The organism is Synechococcus elongatus PCC 6301 (genome assembly GCF_000010065.1).
GTDB classification, from domain to species: Bacteria; Cyanobacteriota; Cyanobacteriia; order Synechococcales; family Synechococcaceae; genus Synechococcus; species Synechococcus elongatus.
Genome location: NC_006576.1, coordinates 1,662,501 through 1,677,701, shown reverse-complemented (window position 1 = coordinate 1,677,701; position 15,201 = coordinate 1,662,501). Strand labels below are relative to the sequence as shown.

The following is a 15,201-nucleotide window of genomic DNA, read 5'->3' as shown; positions in this document are numbered from 1 at the left end:
TCAGAAAAAACCCCTGATGAAACTTCATCAGGGGTGGTTTAAATCAACGGTTTGAGCGCGATTAGTTGTTTGGAGACGCCACTTTGATCTTGCGAGCCAGACCCACCTTCTTCAGGCCGCAGATGATCAACCAAGTCAAGTCAAATTCCCACCACTGCAGGCCATGACGTGCCGAGTACTGGTAGGCGTGGTGGTTGTTGTGCCAGCCTTCACCAAAGGCCAGAAGGGCAACCCACCAGCAGTTGGTGGACTGGTCGCCAGACTCATGGGAGCGGTAGCCAAACTTGTGGGTAGCACTGTTCACCAGCCAAGTGACGTGGTAGACCACCACCAAGCGGGCGAAGATCCCCCAAACGACGAAAGACCAGCCATTGCCAACCCAAGCCTCGCCCCAGGCGTACAAAAGTACCCCCAGTAGGACTTGGACACCGAAGAAATATTTGTTAAAGAAGCGATAGACAGGGTCGCCAGCGATATCGCGCGTGAACTTGTCTACTTCCGTACGGGCCGGAATTTCGTAGATCATCCACAGGAAGTGACTCCAGAGGAAACCCTTGTTGGAGTCGTGGTGATCGACATCTTGGTCAGAGTGGAGGTGATGGTGGCGGTGCAGACCGATCCATTCGATCGGGCCGTGCTGCATGGCCAAGGTGCCACAGAACACCAGCACGTATTCCAGCCATTTGGGAACTTCAAAGCTACGGTGCGAAATTAGCCGGTGCCAGCCTAGGGTGATGCCAAAACAACCGGTAATGTAATACAGCGCAACCATCACGCCCACAGCGGGCCAGTTAAAGTTGGCCGGCAGGAACGCTAACAGTGCTCCAATGTGAATGGCGACCATGAACAGGGCGGTCGGCCAGTTGAAGGCAAGCTTGGGTCGGATAGCAAGGGTCATTCAGCGGTGTCGAGTTCTAAATCAATTCAGCCTTTGAGCTGCTTTTCGTCCGTCAATCGCACTTTGAAGTTAAACCGCTGAGGCATGGAAATGATCACTCCCCAGCTTGTTTCTGAAGCAGAAGCAGAGCTGCTACAGATTTTTGTCGGTCTTGACGTTCAGGTCAAGGAAAACCTAGGACGGGTTTTGGAAGCGTTTCGGGCCGAGCGGGTCGGAGTTCATCACTTCGCAGGGGTTAGTGGCTATGGCCACGATGATCTCGGGCGGGAAACCCTCGACCGTCTCTATGCTCGCGTATTCGGAGCCGAAGCTGCAGCGGTCAGGATCCAGTTTGTCTCTGGAACCCACGCGATTGCAGCCGCCCTATTCGGCGTTTTACGGCCTGGGGATGAGCTTCTGGCGATCGCGGGTGCTCCTTACGACACCCTGGAAGAAGTGATTGGCACTCGCGGTGAAGGCCAGGGATCCCTCAAAGATTTTGGGGTGAGCTATCGCGAGCTAGCCCTGACTGAGTCTGGTGAGGTCGATTGGCAGGCGTTGACAACAGCGATTCGCCCCAACACCCGCCTTGCCTTAATTCAGCGCTCCTGTGGCTATTCTTGGCGACGCAGCCTCAGTATTGATGACATCGCTCGGATTGTGGCGCTGGTCAAGTCACAAAACCCTGACACGGTTTGCTTTGTTGATAACTGCTACGGCGAATTTATCGAGACCCGCGAGCCGACGATGGTCGGTGCGGATCTGATGGCAGGCTCGCTAATTAAAAATCCGGGTGGCACGATCGCACCAGCCGGTGGCTATGTGGCGGGGCGTGCTGACTTAGTGGAAGCAGCCGCCTGCCGCTTGACCGCTCCTGGCATTGGCAGCAGTGGCGGCGCCACCTTTGACCAAAATCGACTGCTGTTTCAGGGGCTGTTCCTAGCACCACAGATGGTCGCTGAGGCCATGAAGGGGAGCCATCTCATTGCTTGGGTCTGCGATCGCCTCGGCTATCCCGTGCAACCCGACCCATGGGAGCCCCGCCGCGATGTGATTCAGGCAGTCCGTTTGGGCAGCGCGGAAAAGCTAGTGGCCTTCTGTCGGGCGATTCAGCAACATTCCCCGATCGGCGCTTACCTCGACCCCGTTCCCGCACCGATGCCAGGCTACGAGAGTGATCTCGTGATGGCCGGCGGCACATTTATCGACGGCAGCACTTCTGAGTTTTCTGCCGATGGGCCGCTGCGTGAACCCTACACCGTCTTTTGCCAAGGGGGCAGCCACCATGCACAGGTGGCGATCGCACTCGAAGCCGCGATCGCGGCGATCGGTCCCGCTTGAAGGCGATCGCTAGACTACAGGTCAAGACTCGCCTACTGCCGTTGGCATGATTCTGCTGCGTCTTCAGCTGCACCACTTTCTCAGTTACCGGGAGGCTGATCTCGCGCTCGGGCAGCAGCTTGTGGTTGTAAGCGGGGTGTCGGGATCAGGCAAAACCGCTCTACTCGAGGCAATTGCATGGGCGCTGTGGGGTCAGAGTCTGCGCGGAGACAGTCAAGACTTGATCCAAGACTCTGCGGACTGGATGGCAGTGACGCTGGAGTTTCAGCAGAGCCATCAGCAGTTTCAAGTCCAGCGCCGCCACGATCGCCAAACGGGCACCCAGCTCCAGCTCTGGCAGCGATCGCACCCGGATGAGCCCTGGGCTGAGATCAGTCAATCGACGGCGATCGCCACGCAAGCGCAGCTGACTCAGGTGCTGGGCTGGGATTACACCCACTTCTGTCACACGGTCTATGTACCCCAAGGGCAGCCATCACCTTGGGTGCAGCGTTCAGCCAGCGATCGCTATCAACAACTCGCCCACCTCTTCCAGCTCGATCGTCTCCGGCCCTTAGCCTTGGCCGCCCGCGATCGCGATCGGAGTTTGCAGGCTGAAGAGGAGTGGTTCTTCGCTCAGCGGCAGCAGCTCCAGCAGCAAGCAGACCAGCAACAACAACTGGCTGAAACGCGATCGCAATACCAGCAACAATTGGCCGCACTGCAGCAGCAGCGAGCCGCAATCGATCAACAGCAGCAAACTCTAGAACAACGCTGGCAAGCGGCCGAACACCAGCAGCGCGATCGCCAAGCCCTCGCCCAGCAGATTCAGCAGCTCCAAACGCAGCTAGGCGATCAGCAACGCCTCCTAGCCGAAAATCAACAGCGACAGGCCCAAGCCCAGCACATTTTGAGCCGCGCCCTCAGCATCCGAGCCGAATGGCAACAGTGGCAGCAGAGCCAGCAACAGGCTAGCCGCTGGGCACAGCAGACTGAGGCTCAGCAAGCCCTGAGTGAACAACTGCAGCAGGTCCAACGTCAGTACGATGCCGCCGTCCGGCAGCACCAGCAGGCGATCGCTACCGTTCAGCAACAGCTTCAAGCTGGACAGGAGGCGCTAGTGCAGTTCGAGCCGCTGCTCCAGCAGGCCACCGCGATCGCGGCAGGCTACCAACAACTACAACAAGCTCGGCAAGAATTGGCCCAAGCCCAGCAACGACACACCGCGGCTCAACCCCTGCTGGCCCAGCGGCAACAGGTGCAAACCCAGCTAGGACAAGCGCGCCTGCGGCTGCAAGCCCACCTCGAAGACCTGCAGGGACAACGCCTGCAACTGCGGCAACAGCACCGCGATCGCGGCGAACTGGAACAGGCACTGGCTAGCGTTAGCCAGACGATCACCCAACTCGAGCAGCACCAGCATTACCGCAATCAAGTGCAGGAGAAGCAACAGGAGCGCAGCAATTTTCTGGCGCGGCTGCAAGCTCGACAACGGGACTATGAGGCACAGCTGGCGGAACTGGAATCCCAAGCCCGCGCGATCGCCCCCCACGGTACTTGTCCACTCTGCGATCAGGCCCTCGATCCCGACCATTGGCAACACCTGCAGCAGCGCTACCAACAACAGCAGACTGAGATTCAAAACCTGATCTGGGTGATCTGCGAACAATTTGCCGTTTCCGAGCGGGAAATTCAGGTCCTGCGGCAGGAATATCGCGATCGCGCCGTCGATCTGGAGCCCTACAGCCAAGCCCTCGAAGAACGAGGCAAACTGCAAGCTCAGCTAGTCGCCCACGATGAACAAACCCAACAGCTGCAGCAACTCGATCAGCAGATTCAAACGCTAGAACGGAGCCTCGCCGCCGGCGATTTTGCACCAGATCTGCAACGGCGGGTGCGGCAGCTCGATCGCCAGATTCAGGAGCTAGGCTACCGCGATCGCGACCTCAATTTGGCGCAGCAGACCGTTGACCAGTGGCAGGCAATTGCCGAGCGCTATGCCGCCTTGCAAGCGGCCCAGGCCCAGCAGCAGCGCTGGGATCAGGAGCGCCCTCGCCTCGAAACGCAACTGCGGGACCTGCAACAAGCCTTGAACCATCTCTCAGACAGTCCCCTCGGCCAGCACCGCCAGCAACTACAGCGTCAGCTCCAGCAGGTGGAGGCCAGTCTACGTGGCCTGACCGATCCGCAAGCCGCCCCACCTCAAGCTGAGGTTGCCGAACGCTACCAAGCACTCCTGCAAGCTGAACAGGCCATGCCTCGCCTTCAAGCAGAACAAGCTGATTTAGAGGCGCAGGTTCAGCAACTGCAGAAAATCTTGACCGCCAGTCTGGCCCAACAAGCTGCGATCGCCACTGCCGAGGATCGCCAGCCGTTGCAGCAAGCGATCGCAGACTGCCAAGCCCAGCTACAAGCAATCCAAGCGGCACAGACAAACCTGGAGCAGGCAATCGCCCAACTACCGCCCAGCCGCAATCTTGAGGCGATCCACGCCCAAATTGCCCGTCTAGACGAGCAGTTGCAACAGATTCAGCAGGAACAACAGCCCGCCCAACAGCTCGCCACACTCGTCGATCGCGCTGATTTCACGGTTCCCTTGATGCGCCAATGGCTGAGGCATCTCCAACTGCGCTGCCAGCATTGGCTCGATCGCTGGGGCTGGGAGCAAGGCCAGCTGCTCTGGCAAGTCGTCAGTCCTGCCAGCGGCGCACCGGGCGTGCAGCTTCGCCTCCAGACCGATCAGGGCGATCGCAGCATCAACACCTGTGCAGACGGAGAAGCCGTGCTTCTGGATCTCGCCATTCGGCTCAGCTTAGTGCAGCTCTTGGCTCAGCAGCCCGATCGTTCCAGCAGGTTACTGATCCTTGATGCCCCGTTTAGTTCGCTTAATCCGCAACAAAAAAACGCCCTGACCGCAGCGCTGACGGAAGAACTAGATCAGGGACTAATTTGTGAGGCAGACAGTAGCGTGAAGGCGATCGCGGCCGACACCTGGCACGTGGTTTTACAGAACCAGGAGTCGCAGCTCACAGCACTCAGAGAGGCCGCAACCGGAACAGGGGCTGATTAAACTCCACCGGTTCGCCGTTCTGGACCAGAATCTCGACGACTTCCCCCGTCACCTCCGACTCCAACTCGTTCATCAGCTTCATCGCTTCGAGGATGCAGACGGTCTGTCCCACCTGAATGCGATCGCCAACATTGACGAAGGGCGGTTCTTCCGGTGCTGGAGCGCGATAGAAGGTGCCCACCATCGGCGCCGTAATCTCAAGGAACTTCTCGCCACCCAGAGGTCCAGCAGGCGGTGCTGCCGCAGGGGTTGGAGCGGGTAAGGGAGCGGGCACGGGAGCGACAGCAACGGGCGTGGTGGGAGCCGCAATGACGATCGGGTCGCCGGTCGAGCCGCGCTTCACGTGCAACTCAAAATCCGTACCTTTGAGGTCAAACTCAGCGATGTCTGAGTCACTCAGCACGGTCAGCAGCTCTTGCAGTTGGCTGAAGTTCAGTTGCACAGTGATACTCCCTTCTCAGTTCGGATGACAGCGATCGGTCCTTACTCCCGACCGAGGTAGGAATCGTTGCGAGTGTCGATTTTGATCCGCTCACCCACCGAGATGAACAAGGGCACCATCACCTGAGCACCAGTCTCAACTTTGGCAGGTTTGGTACCGCCGGTCGCCGTGTCACCTTTGACACCTGGATCAGTTTCGATTACTTCCAAGACCACCGAGTTGGGCAGTTCTACCTCGATCACTTGACCATTCCAAGTGATTACGTTGGCTTCCATGCCTTCTTTCAGGTACTTGACGCGATCGCCAATGGTGGCTGCAGTCAGGCGACCCTCTTCGTAGGTCTCCATGTCCATGAACACAAAATCGTCGCCGTCTTTGTAGGTGTACTGCAGCGTACTTTTTTCTAGGACTGCCTGGGGTACGGTTTCGCCAGCGCGGAAGGTTTTCTCGACGACGTTGCCGGTTTTGGCATTTTTCAGCTTGGTTCGGACAAAGGCTGAACCCTTACCCGGTTTGACGTGCAAGAACTCCACCACCCGCCACACCGCGCCGTCGATTTCGATCGTGGTTCCGGTCCGAAAGTCGTTGCTAGAGATCATGACGTGCGGCTGTGAAAGAGCGGAGAACGAACGCAACACATTCTACTGCTCAGGGCGATCGCTTCTGACGCAGGAGGCCGAAGGCCCTGTGGCATAGTGAGAGAATTGGACGCTTTCGCTGGCTCTATCATGCTGTCTTTGGCACGTCGCGTTGCGGCTTGGCTACCCGGGTTGTTGGCTCTCAGCCTCGCTTTGCTGTTGCCGATGCTGGCTGTCGCCCCCGCCGCGATCGCGGGTTTGCCGCCGGGCAACGCGATCACCGATGGACGGGCCTTACTGCGCTATTCCCTGCCGATCGATAGCCCAGACATTCGCGAGATCCAAAAAGACATCGAGGGGCTGTCGGATAACCTCCGCGCTAAGCGCTGGGCACCGATTGAGCGCAACCTCAAGCATGTGTCGAAGGTGCTGAATCTGCGCCCGAAAAATATTTTGGCGGCTGTGCCAGAAGAGCGGCGATCGCAAGCAGAAGAGCTCTTGGCCGAGCTGAAAACAGACCTCAGCAAGCTGGAAGAAGCTACCGCTGCGAAGAATAAGCCTGACGTTCAAGCAGCTCGCAACCACTTCCTTGCAGTGGTGGGTGAGATTGAAGAATTGATGGTCGAGCGCTTCCCCTTTGAGGTGCCCGAGGAATATCGCAATCTACCTCGCCTCGAAGGTCGGGCCACGATCGCGGTTGAAACGACCCAAGGTGACTTGACCCTTGTGGTCGACGGCTACAGCGCTCCGATCACTGCCGGTAACTTTGTTGATTTAGTGCAGCGGGGCTTCTACAACGGCCTGCCTTTCACCCGTGCTGAAGATTTTTACGTGCTGCAAATTGGTGATCCCGTTGGCCCTGAGACGGGCTTCATCGATCCTAAGACCAAGCAAGAGCGCCAAATTCCATTGGAAATCCTCGTGGAGGGCGATCGCGAGCCGGTCTACGGTTCCACCCTGGAGGAACTCGGCCGCTATACCGATAACCCGGTCTTGCCATTCTCCGCTTTTGGCACTTTGGGTTGGGCTCGTCCCAGCGACAACCTTAACGGTGGTTCCTCGCAGTTCTTCTTCTTCCTGTTTGAGCCTGAGCTGACGCCAGCTGGCCTCAACCTGATCGATGGTCGCTATGCCGCCTTTGGTTATTTGGTTGACGGCAAGGATGTGCTGGAAAAACTGCGTCCCGAAGACAAAATCCTCAAGGCAACCGTAGTCTCCGGTGCCGAGAACCTGATTCAGCCCAGCTAGGACTTGCCTCCGAGTGAGCGATCGCAGCCTTTCAGAGCTAGGTGAGCAGGGCTTGCTACCACTTCTGCAAGCGTTTTGCCCAGCCGAACAGCGCGGTGATGATGCAGCCATTCTGACGCCACCGGCGGGGCAACAATTGGTCGTCAGCAGTGATGTCTTGGTGGAAGGCATCCATTTCAGTGAGGCCACCACACCGCCAGCAGCGATCGGTTGGCGAGCGGCGGCCGCGAATCTCTCAGATTTAGCAGCCATGGGTGCCACGCCTGCAGGGATCACCTTAGCCTTGGCACTCCCGAGCGATCGCCGGCTGAGTTGGCTCCAGCAGATTTATCAAGGGCTCGATCGCTGCCTGAAGCAATACGACTGTCCGTTGATTGGCGGTGATCTAAGTCGATCGCCAACTGCAACGCTGGCCGTCACGGCACTCGGTTGGGTCAATCCCAATCGCGTGATTCGGCGATCGACAGCTCAAGTCGGTGATTGGATTATGGCAACAGGAACCCATGGTCTGTCCCGACTTGGCCTCGGGCATCTACTAGGAGAATGGACGCTGGCAGAACCGCTGCGAGATCAAGCGATCGCCGCCCATCAAGCGCCGAAACCACGCTTGGATGTGGTGCCGCTACTAGCGCGATCGCAACCAGCGGGCACTGTTTGGCGAGTCGCTGGAATGGACAGCAGTGATGGGTTGGCGGATGCTGTTTTACAAATTTGCCGCGCCAGTCAGGTTGGAGCAGTGATCGAGGCTTTACCGCTGCCAGCCACAACGAGTTTTGATCGCGATCGCCTGATTCAGGCCGCACTCTACGGCGGCGAGGATTTTGAGCTAGTGCTCTGCCTCTCGCCAGATTGGGCGCAGGCGCTGCTTGAGCTTCTAGGCGAGCAGGCACAGGTAATCGGCCAGATTACCGAGAAACCAGTTGTTCAGCTAAGACTGAGCGATCGCACGGAAATTTTGAGTCTCGATCGCGGCTTTCAGCATTTCACAACCCATTGAAGATGTAAGCTTCAGAGCAATCCTGAACTCAAAAAATTGGCACGGCAGTCTCGTAGCCAAGCCTGAACCGCTTGCCCAATCCGGCCACCACTACTCTCTTGGGGCGGGGTGATAGGGCGATCGGCCAACGGATAAGGCCCCCACTGGGAATAGAGGCTGACAAATTGCCAACCGCGATCGCTCGGGGTCACAAATAGCCAGTGAAATCCTTGAGCGAGACTGCTCTGTTGCCCCAGAAAGCTCCGCTCTAGCGTCGTAAAAAACAGCTGCTGGGTCTGGCTCGGAGGAGGCGACCCGAGGGGCAGCGGTAACGAGTTTAGATCGAGTTGTCCCGCCGTCAACACCGATCCTGGCAGTTGTTGATCGGCTCGCAGGGGAATGCTGCGGTTGGCGTAGGCGGGTAAGTCTTGCAAGAGCTGGGGCGCGATCGTAGTCAGAGGGGCTTGGCAGGGCACGGTGGCCACGACGATCCCAGCGACGATCATGGGGTCAGTTCCTCGCAGACCCGCTGGAAAGCTGCCGCCGGATCATCGGCAGCCGTGATCGGCCGGCCAACCACAAGGTAGGTGGCCCCTGCTGCGATCGCTTGCTGAGGCGTCATTACCCGTTGTTGATCGCCCGCCGCCGCCCAGGTGGGCCGCACCCCCGGGGTCACACGGACAAAGTCATCACTGCAGGCGGTCTTGAGTACTACGAGTTCCTGTGGTGAACAGACACAGCCGCCAATGCCACAGGCTTCGGCTTGACGGGCCAAATGCTGGACGTAGTTGGGGACTGCTTCCGGCACATGCAGCTCTTCCGTGAGTTGCTGTTGGCTCAAACTAGTCAAGACCGTGACGGCCAGCAGGGTAGGAGGCTGAACGCCCGCTGCTGCTGCACCAGCGATCGCACCTGCCTGCGCCGCTTCCAGCGCGGGTTTACCAGCAGTCGCATGGATGGTCAGCAAGTCCACGCCATAGCGAGCCGCACTGCGACAAGCTCCGGCCATCGTGTTGGGAATGTCGTGTAGCTTAAGGTCGAGAAAAATCTTTTTCTGTCGCTCTTTTAAAATCGTTAGAACCGTTGATCCGGTTGCCACAAACAGTTCGAGTCCAACCTTAAAGAACTGAGCTTCTGGCAAGCGATCAATCAGAGTAATCGCAGCTTCAACGTCCGGTACGTCCAGTGGTACAATGATGCGATCGCGAGCTGCCAAATCAGTCATTTATTACAGCACCAAACGGACGAACTTTTTCTTGCCAACTTGAATGACCCGACCCTTCAGTGCGGTAGGGGCTTCGAAAATATGGTTTGGATCATCTAATTTTTGGCCATCAAGACGCACGGCTCCGCCTTGAATTTGCCGACGCGCTTCCGAACTGGTCAGCCCCAAGCCCACAGCACTGACTAAGTAAAAAGCCTTAGCAGGAAAGTTAACTTGACTGAGCGGAAACTCCGGCACGGCTTCTGCCTGCACCGCACTGCCTTGAACGAGCTCTTGCGCTGCTTTTTGAGCCGCTGCCGCTGCTTCAGCCCCGTGGTATTGGCTAACAACATCAAGTGCCAGCAGTTTTTGGCGATCGCGAGGATTCTCCGGTAGAGCTGCTAAATCTTGGCTAGTTAGCAACTCAAAGTAGTCAGCCACTAAAGCATCTGGCACTTTCTCCAGTTTGGAGTACATGCTCAAGGCATCTTCGTTAAGGCCGACATAATTGCCCAAGGATTTGGACATTTTTTGACTGCCATCTAAGCCAATCAAAATGGGCAGCAGTAAGCCGAATTGAGGCTGTAGACCAAAGTGACGCTGCAAGTCTCTTCCCACAGCAATGTTGAACTTTTGGTCTGTGCCACCCAGTTCTACATCCGATTGCACCGCCACAGAATCGTAGCCCTGCATCAGCGGATAGAGAAACTCATGCAGGTAAACCGGTGTTCCTTTGTCGTAGCGCTCTGAAAATCCTTCTTTGGCCAACATTTGACCGACGGTCATGGTGCCTAGTAGCTCTAGGATTTTCGCTAGATCAAGGCCAGCCAACCACTCAGAGTTGTAGCGAATCTCCAGGCGTCCCGGCGTCTCGAAGTCGAGGATCGGGCGCAGTTGATCGAGGTAGGTCTCGGCATTACGCTGCACATCCTCGGCGGTCAACTGTCGCCGCACCTCCGATTTGCCGGTGGGGTCGCCAATCCGCGCCGTGAAATCCCCGATGATCAAAACCGCTGTATGACCGGCATCTTGAAACTGACGCAGTTTCCGAAAAATGATGCTGTGACCGAGATGAATATCGCTGCCGGTCGGGTCAATACCCAGCTTGATCCGCAGCGGGCGATCGCCCTGTTGCAGGCGTGCCAACAACGACACATCCGGATCGGCACTCTCCGGTTGATCAGGGAATATTTCGTGTGTGCCGCGCTGCAGCCAAGTCCAAGAATCGGTCACGGTTCCAGTCTGCTGAACTCCGTGATTATACGGCGGGGCTTATCCTGAAAGGAAAATGTTTGACGGGCGATGAGCAGCCTGACAACACCACAATTACCCCGACCGCGATCGCGGCGAAAATGGCCGCTGCGCCTTGTCTATGGCAGCAGTGCGATCGCGATCGGGGCTGTACTGGGACTAGCCCTCAGCTTTCGGAACTTGCCTGACGTACGGCTGCTGCGGCGCTACGTGCCCAGCCAGACCACCTACATCTACGACATCAACGGTGAGTTGATCGCTGCGCTCCACGACGAAGCCAATCGGGAGACAGTCCCACTCAACCAAATTTCGCCGAAGTTGCAGCAGTCGGTTCTCGCGATCGAAGACAGTAATTTCTATGACCATCCCGGCATTAACCCGATCGGCATTGGCCGCGCGATCGTCGCCAACTTTAGTTCTGGGGGCGTGGTCGAGGGCGGTTCAACCTTAACCATGCAGTTGGTCAAAAACCTGTTTCTAACGCCCGATCGCAACTTTGGCCGCAAGCTCAGTGAAGCGGTATTAGCGCTGCGCCTCGAGCAAGTCATCAGCAAAGACCGGATCCTGGAACTCTATCTCAACCAGGTTTACTGGGGGCGCAACCTTTACGGGGTGGAGATGGCATCCCGCAGCTATTTCAATAAGTCTGCCGCCAACTTGGATTGGGCAGAGGCGAGCTTCTTAGCCGGTTTGATTGCGGCTCCAGAGTTCTACACCCCCTTTGATGAGCGCGATCGCCTCAGTCCCCAGCGACTCGAACGGGCCAAAGAGCGACAACGGCTGGTGTTGCAGCGACTGGTTGAGATCGGCCAGCTCAGCCCCAGTGCCGCTAGTGCTGCAGCTGCTGAACCCCTGAAATTTGGTGAAATCAGCTCTTTTCGACCGAGCAGCGCTCCCTACGTCAGCGATGCAGTGATTCAGGAACTCGCCCAACAGTTTGGCCGCAGTGCAGTGGTTCAAGGAGGCCTGCGTGTCCAAACCACGATCGACCTGCGGATGCAGCGACTGGCCGAAAAGGTCATTCAGGAAAACTATCAGCGCAATCGCCGTGCAGGCTTACGGGCTGACGAAATGGCTCTTGTCGCGATCGATCCACGTACCCACTTCATCAAAGCCATGGTGGGTGGCGTGGACTACCGCACCAGTCAGTACAACCGTGTGACCCAAGCGCGTCGTCAGCCCGGTTCTGCCTTTAAGCCTTTTGTCTTCTACGCAGCCCTCGCCACAGGCAAATATAGGCCCAATAGCTCGATCGCAGATACCCCTGTCACCTATCAGCTAGGGGCAGAAACCTATTCCCCTCAGAACTACGATCGCAGTTTTGCCGGCAACATGAGTCTGACCAGTGCTCTGGCGCAGTCCCGCAATATTCCCGCTGTGCGCCTCGGTCAAACAGTCGGCCTTGATCGCGTCATCGAAATTTGTCGCCGTATTGGCATTAGTAGCCCGATGCAGCCAGTCGTCTCTCTGCCCCTCGGGGCGATCGGGGTCACGCCGCTAGAACTGACGAACGCTTATGCAACGCTGGCTAGCGGGGGTTGGTACGCGCCACCGACCCTCATCCTGCAAGTGCGCGATAGCCAAGGTCGACGCTTACTGGACCATACGCCTCGGCCTCAGCCAGAACTGCAGTCGAAGGCAGTGGCCCAGCTCAATCAGATGATGCAGGCCGTGGTCACTAGCGGTACGGGCAGAGCGGCTCAGTTCAATCGCCCCGTGGCTGGCAAAACTGGCACAACATCTGATGAACGGGATATCTGGTTTGTGGGCTACACCCCAGATCTTGCGGCTTCTGTTTGGTTGGGCAACGATGACAACAGCAAAATTGGGGGCGGGGCAACCGGCGGCGCGATCGCCGCACCGATTTGGCGAGAATTTATGCAACAAGCCCTCGCCCAACAGCCAGTTGAGTCGTTTCCAAAGCCCTAAACCAAAAGCTCTTGAATGAGCCACTGTTCCAGCCTAAAGAATGCTTAATAGGCTGAGGGAATCGCAGCAAAATCAATCTTCTAGGGCTCAATTTGAGCTTTCATTCGCTCTAGAGTTTGATTCATCTGCTCAAACATCATCTGCGGCGTCATTCCAAACTGACTTAGTTGGGTTTTGAGTTGTTCAACCGTCATCTTGGCTGAAAAATCGTCGGACAACTCAAATCGCTTCATAAAGATCCGATAGCGATCCATGATCGCTTCCATTTGGTTGATATAAAGACGCTTACCTTCACGGTCAAACTTACCGTAGTCGCTGCCTAATTGAATCAGCGACTGATAGTCTTCAAACAACTGCCGCGCTTCTACTTGGACAATTTCGGAGTCGAAGAATCCCATAGCGATCGGCAGAATGCAACAAGGCAACTAAAGGGGTTGCTTGGGTGCATTTTAAGACACCCGTTTTCACGCCTTCAATGCAAGCTGGGGAGGGGTTTCCGTACTTCAGTCCGTACTCCAGTTTAAGCGCAGAGGCTCCTATCGTTGCTTGCGCGAATTGCGGCGAGGATTGATGAGGAGGGTGACCACAAAGACGACGGAAGCCACCAGAACAATGGCTGGCCCCGAGGGCAAATCCCAGAAGAAGCTGAGGTAAAGACCGACGAGACTGGAACCACTCCCGATCGCGATCGCCAACAGCATCATTGGCACAAAGCGCCGCACCCACAGGTAAGCCGTCGCCGGTGGAGTAATCAGCATCGCAATGACGAGCAGAACTCCAACTGCTTTCATGGCGACCACAATGGTCATTGCCAAAATCACCGTGAGGCCTAAGTCAAACCAGCGCACAGGCAGACCTGCTGCTTGGGCAGCTAGCCGATCGAAGCAATAGAACTGCAGCTCCTTATGAAAGAGCACAATCGCGATCGCTACTAGTCCAGCCACGATAGCAGTATCACGGAGATCCGCCGGACTAACTGCCAGTAAGTTGCCAAACAGGAAATGGTTGAGATCAATCTTGTTTTGCTTCTGAATTAGGGTGATTAAAGTCACACCCAAGGCAAAGAAAGCTGAGAGCACAATCCCCATTGCAGCATCTGCTTTGAGTGGCGATCGTGTCCGAATTAGATCAATCGAAGCAGCACTCAATAGCCCTGCAACGAATGCGCCAAAAGCGAGCGGTAATCCCATAGCAAAGGCAGCTGCTAAACCGGCTAAGACAGAATGACTGATTGCATCACCGAGCAACGCCAAACGCTGCACCATCAAATAACTGCCTGCCATGGCTCCCAAAATGCCAATCAGCAGCGCAACCGCGAGCGATCGCTGCATAAAAGCGTATTGCAACGGTTCCAACAAGACCTCCATCTAGGCTGCCTCGTACCGAGTTATATCCAAGCGCGCTCCATAGGCTCGAGCTAAATGGTCAGGCTGCAAGACCAAGCGCGGATGCCCCTGAGCAATCACACGCTGATTCAGCAGCACCAGTTCATCAAATTGCTGAATGGCTTGGCCTAAATCATGATGCACGACCACAACGCCATGTCCTTGCTGTGCCAAATCCCGCAAAATTTCATAGAGTAAGCCCTCGCTCCGGCGATCGATGCCAGCGAAGGGCTCATCCAACAGGAATAGCTCGGCCTCTTGAGCGAGCGATCGCGCGATAAAAACCCGCTGCTGCTGACCGCCAGACAGTTCCCCAATTGGTCGCGATCGCAAATCCCACAATTCCACACGATCTAACGCAGCCTTAGCTGCTTGTTGACTGGCAGCAGAGAACCGCCGGAGCCAGCCCGTCTGAGCCACTCGCCCCATGAGGACCACATCCCAGACTGTTGCTGGGTAATCAAAATCCACCTGAGCCCGCTGGGGAACATAGGCGACATGTGGTAGCCGACTTGCGAGAGGTAGCCCACGCCAAAAAACCTCACCCTGGTGAGGCACAAGTCCCAGCAACGCCTTAAGAAAGGTACTCTTACCAGCCCCATTCGGCCCCACAATGCCGACCACTTGGCCAGCTCGCAACTGGAGATTAACGTCCTGCAACACCTCGCGATCGCGATAGCTAGCACTCAGATGATGCGCCTGCAGCGTAGGCGGGTTAGGAGCGGAAGCCTGGGACATGGGCGCACATCATGAAACAATCATGAGATTATTATGAAACAAAAGTGAAATGATGCAGCAATGCCGCGCTCTGCTTCTTGGTTTGCTCTGCTGGTTGTCAGCGTCAGCTTAGTTGCCTGTCGAACTCTCAGATCCAACACTCCTTCTGCGGAATCAGGATCGTCAGAGCCGCTGAAAGTGGTT

General features: G+C 56.7%; 15 protein-coding genes (1 of these 15 cut by a window edge). 6 read left to right on the top strand and 9 right to left on the bottom strand.

All coding sequences use genetic code 11. The annotated features are described in order from the left end of the window. Positions 1–61 precede the first annotated feature (61 nt). Positions 62–898 carry an acyl-CoA desaturase gene (locus SYC_RS08240; protein ID WP_011243859.1) on the bottom strand — a complete coding sequence of 279 codons (837 nt, stop codon included), beginning with the start codon at positions 896–898 and terminating at the stop codon, positions 62–64. Between the two features lie 90 nt (positions 899–988). On the opposite strand from SYC_RS08240, the gene SYC_RS08235 reads away from it, so the two are divergent. Both SYC_RS08235 and SYC_RS08230 read left to right on the top strand, forming a co-directional pair. Next, positions 989–2,218 (top strand): aminotransferase class I/II-fold pyridoxal phosphate-dependent enzyme, encoded by a 1,230-nt coding sequence (locus SYC_RS08235; RefSeq protein WP_011378519.1) that lies wholly within the window; start codon positions 989–991, stop codon positions 2,216–2,218. A gap of 46 nt (positions 2,219–2,264) precedes the next feature. Continuing rightward, a complete protein-coding gene (locus SYC_RS08230; protein WP_011243857.1) occupies positions 2,265–5,267 on the top strand; it encodes an AAA family ATPase in 3,003 nt (1,000 codons plus the stop codon). On the opposite strand, the gene accB is transcribed toward SYC_RS08230, so the two are convergent. After that, on the bottom strand, positions 5,233–5,709 hold the full coding sequence (accB, locus tag SYC_RS08225) for an acetyl-CoA carboxylase biotin carboxyl carrier protein (protein WP_011243856.1): 477 nt from the start codon (positions 5,707–5,709) through the stop codon (positions 5,233–5,235). The two genes, SYC_RS08230 and accB, sit on opposite strands and share 35 nt — an antisense overlap. A gap of 41 nt (positions 5,710–5,750) precedes the next feature. Then, entirely contained in the window at positions 5,751–6,308 is a 558-nt protein-coding gene (gene efp / locus SYC_RS08220; protein ID WP_011243855.1) for an elongation factor P, read from the bottom strand. A gap of 129 nt (positions 6,309–6,437) precedes the next feature. On the opposite strand from efp, the gene psbQ reads away from it, so the two are divergent. Further along, positions 6,438–7,535, top strand: coding sequence for a photosystem II protein PsbQ (psbQ, locus tag SYC_RS08215; RefSeq protein ID WP_011378520.1), 1,098 nt, complete (start codon positions 6,438–6,440; stop codon positions 7,533–7,535). 13 nt (positions 7,536–7,548) lie between these two features. Next, positions 7,549–8,532, top strand: coding sequence for a thiamine-phosphate kinase (thiL, locus tag SYC_RS08210; protein ID WP_011243853.1), 984 nt, complete (start codon positions 7,549–7,551; stop codon positions 8,530–8,532). A gap of 11 nt (positions 8,533–8,543) precedes the next feature. On the opposite strand, the gene SYC_RS08205 is transcribed toward thiL, so the two are convergent. The 3 genes from SYC_RS08205 to tyrS are packed head-to-tail and all read right to left on the bottom strand — an operon-like array spanning position 8,544 to position 10,948. Then, a complete protein-coding gene (locus SYC_RS08205) occupies positions 8,544–9,017 on the bottom strand; it encodes a hypothetical protein (RefSeq protein ID WP_011243852.1) in 474 nt (157 codons plus the stop codon). After that, positions 9,014–9,736 (bottom strand): orotidine-5'-phosphate decarboxylase, encoded by a 723-nt coding sequence (gene pyrF, locus SYC_RS08200; RefSeq protein WP_011243851.1) that lies wholly within the window; start codon positions 9,734–9,736, stop codon positions 9,014–9,016. The genes SYC_RS08205 and pyrF overlap by 4 nt, the downstream gene beginning before the upstream one ends. A gap of 3 nt (positions 9,737–9,739) precedes the next feature. After that, the gene (tyrS, locus tag SYC_RS08195) at positions 9,740–10,948 is read right to left on the bottom strand and encodes a tyrosine--tRNA ligase (RefSeq protein ID WP_011243850.1); all 1,209 of its coding nucleotides are present in this window, start codon (positions 10,946–10,948) and stop codon (positions 9,740–9,742) included. Positions 10,949–11,017: 69 nt separating this feature from the next. Between tyrS and SYC_RS08190 the strand changes: the two genes are divergently transcribed. Next, positions 11,018–12,895 (top strand): transglycosylase domain-containing protein, encoded by a 1,878-nt coding sequence (locus tag SYC_RS08190; RefSeq protein ID WP_011243849.1) that lies wholly within the window; start codon positions 11,018–11,020, stop codon positions 12,893–12,895. 80 nt (positions 12,896–12,975) lie between these two features. Here the strand turns inward: SYC_RS08190 and SYC_RS08185 are convergent, their stop codons facing one another. The 3 genes from SYC_RS08185 to SYC_RS08175 all read right to left on the bottom strand — a co-directional run bounded on the left by SYC_RS08185 (position 12,976) and on the right by SYC_RS08175 (position 15,018). After that, the gene (locus tag SYC_RS08185; RefSeq protein ID WP_011243848.1) at positions 12,976–13,293 is read right to left on the bottom strand and encodes a DUF1825 family protein; all 318 of its coding nucleotides are present in this window, start codon (positions 13,291–13,293) and stop codon (positions 12,976–12,978) included. A gap of 138 nt (positions 13,294–13,431) precedes the next feature. Then, positions 13,432–14,262 carry a metal ABC transporter permease gene (locus SYC_RS08180; RefSeq protein WP_011243847.1) on the bottom strand — a complete coding sequence of 277 codons (831 nt, stop codon included), beginning with the start codon at positions 14,260–14,262 and terminating at the stop codon, positions 13,432–13,434. Continuing rightward, positions 14,263–15,018 (bottom strand): metal ABC transporter ATP-binding protein, encoded by a 756-nt coding sequence (locus SYC_RS08175; protein ID WP_011243846.1) that lies wholly within the window; start codon positions 15,016–15,018, stop codon positions 14,263–14,265. It lies immediately after the preceding gene. A 177-nt stretch (positions 15,019–15,195) separates the two neighbouring features. On the opposite strand from SYC_RS08175, the gene SYC_RS08170 reads away from it, so the two are divergent. Further along, a protein-coding gene (locus SYC_RS08170; RefSeq protein WP_231621376.1) for a metal ABC transporter solute-binding protein, Zn/Mn family crosses the window boundary here: on the top strand, positions 15,196–15,201 show its 5' end (the start). 819 nt of this gene lie beyond the right edge of the window; the window shows 6 of its 825 coding nt (coding positions 1–6); the start codon lies at positions 15,196–15,198; its stop codon lies beyond the right edge, outside the window.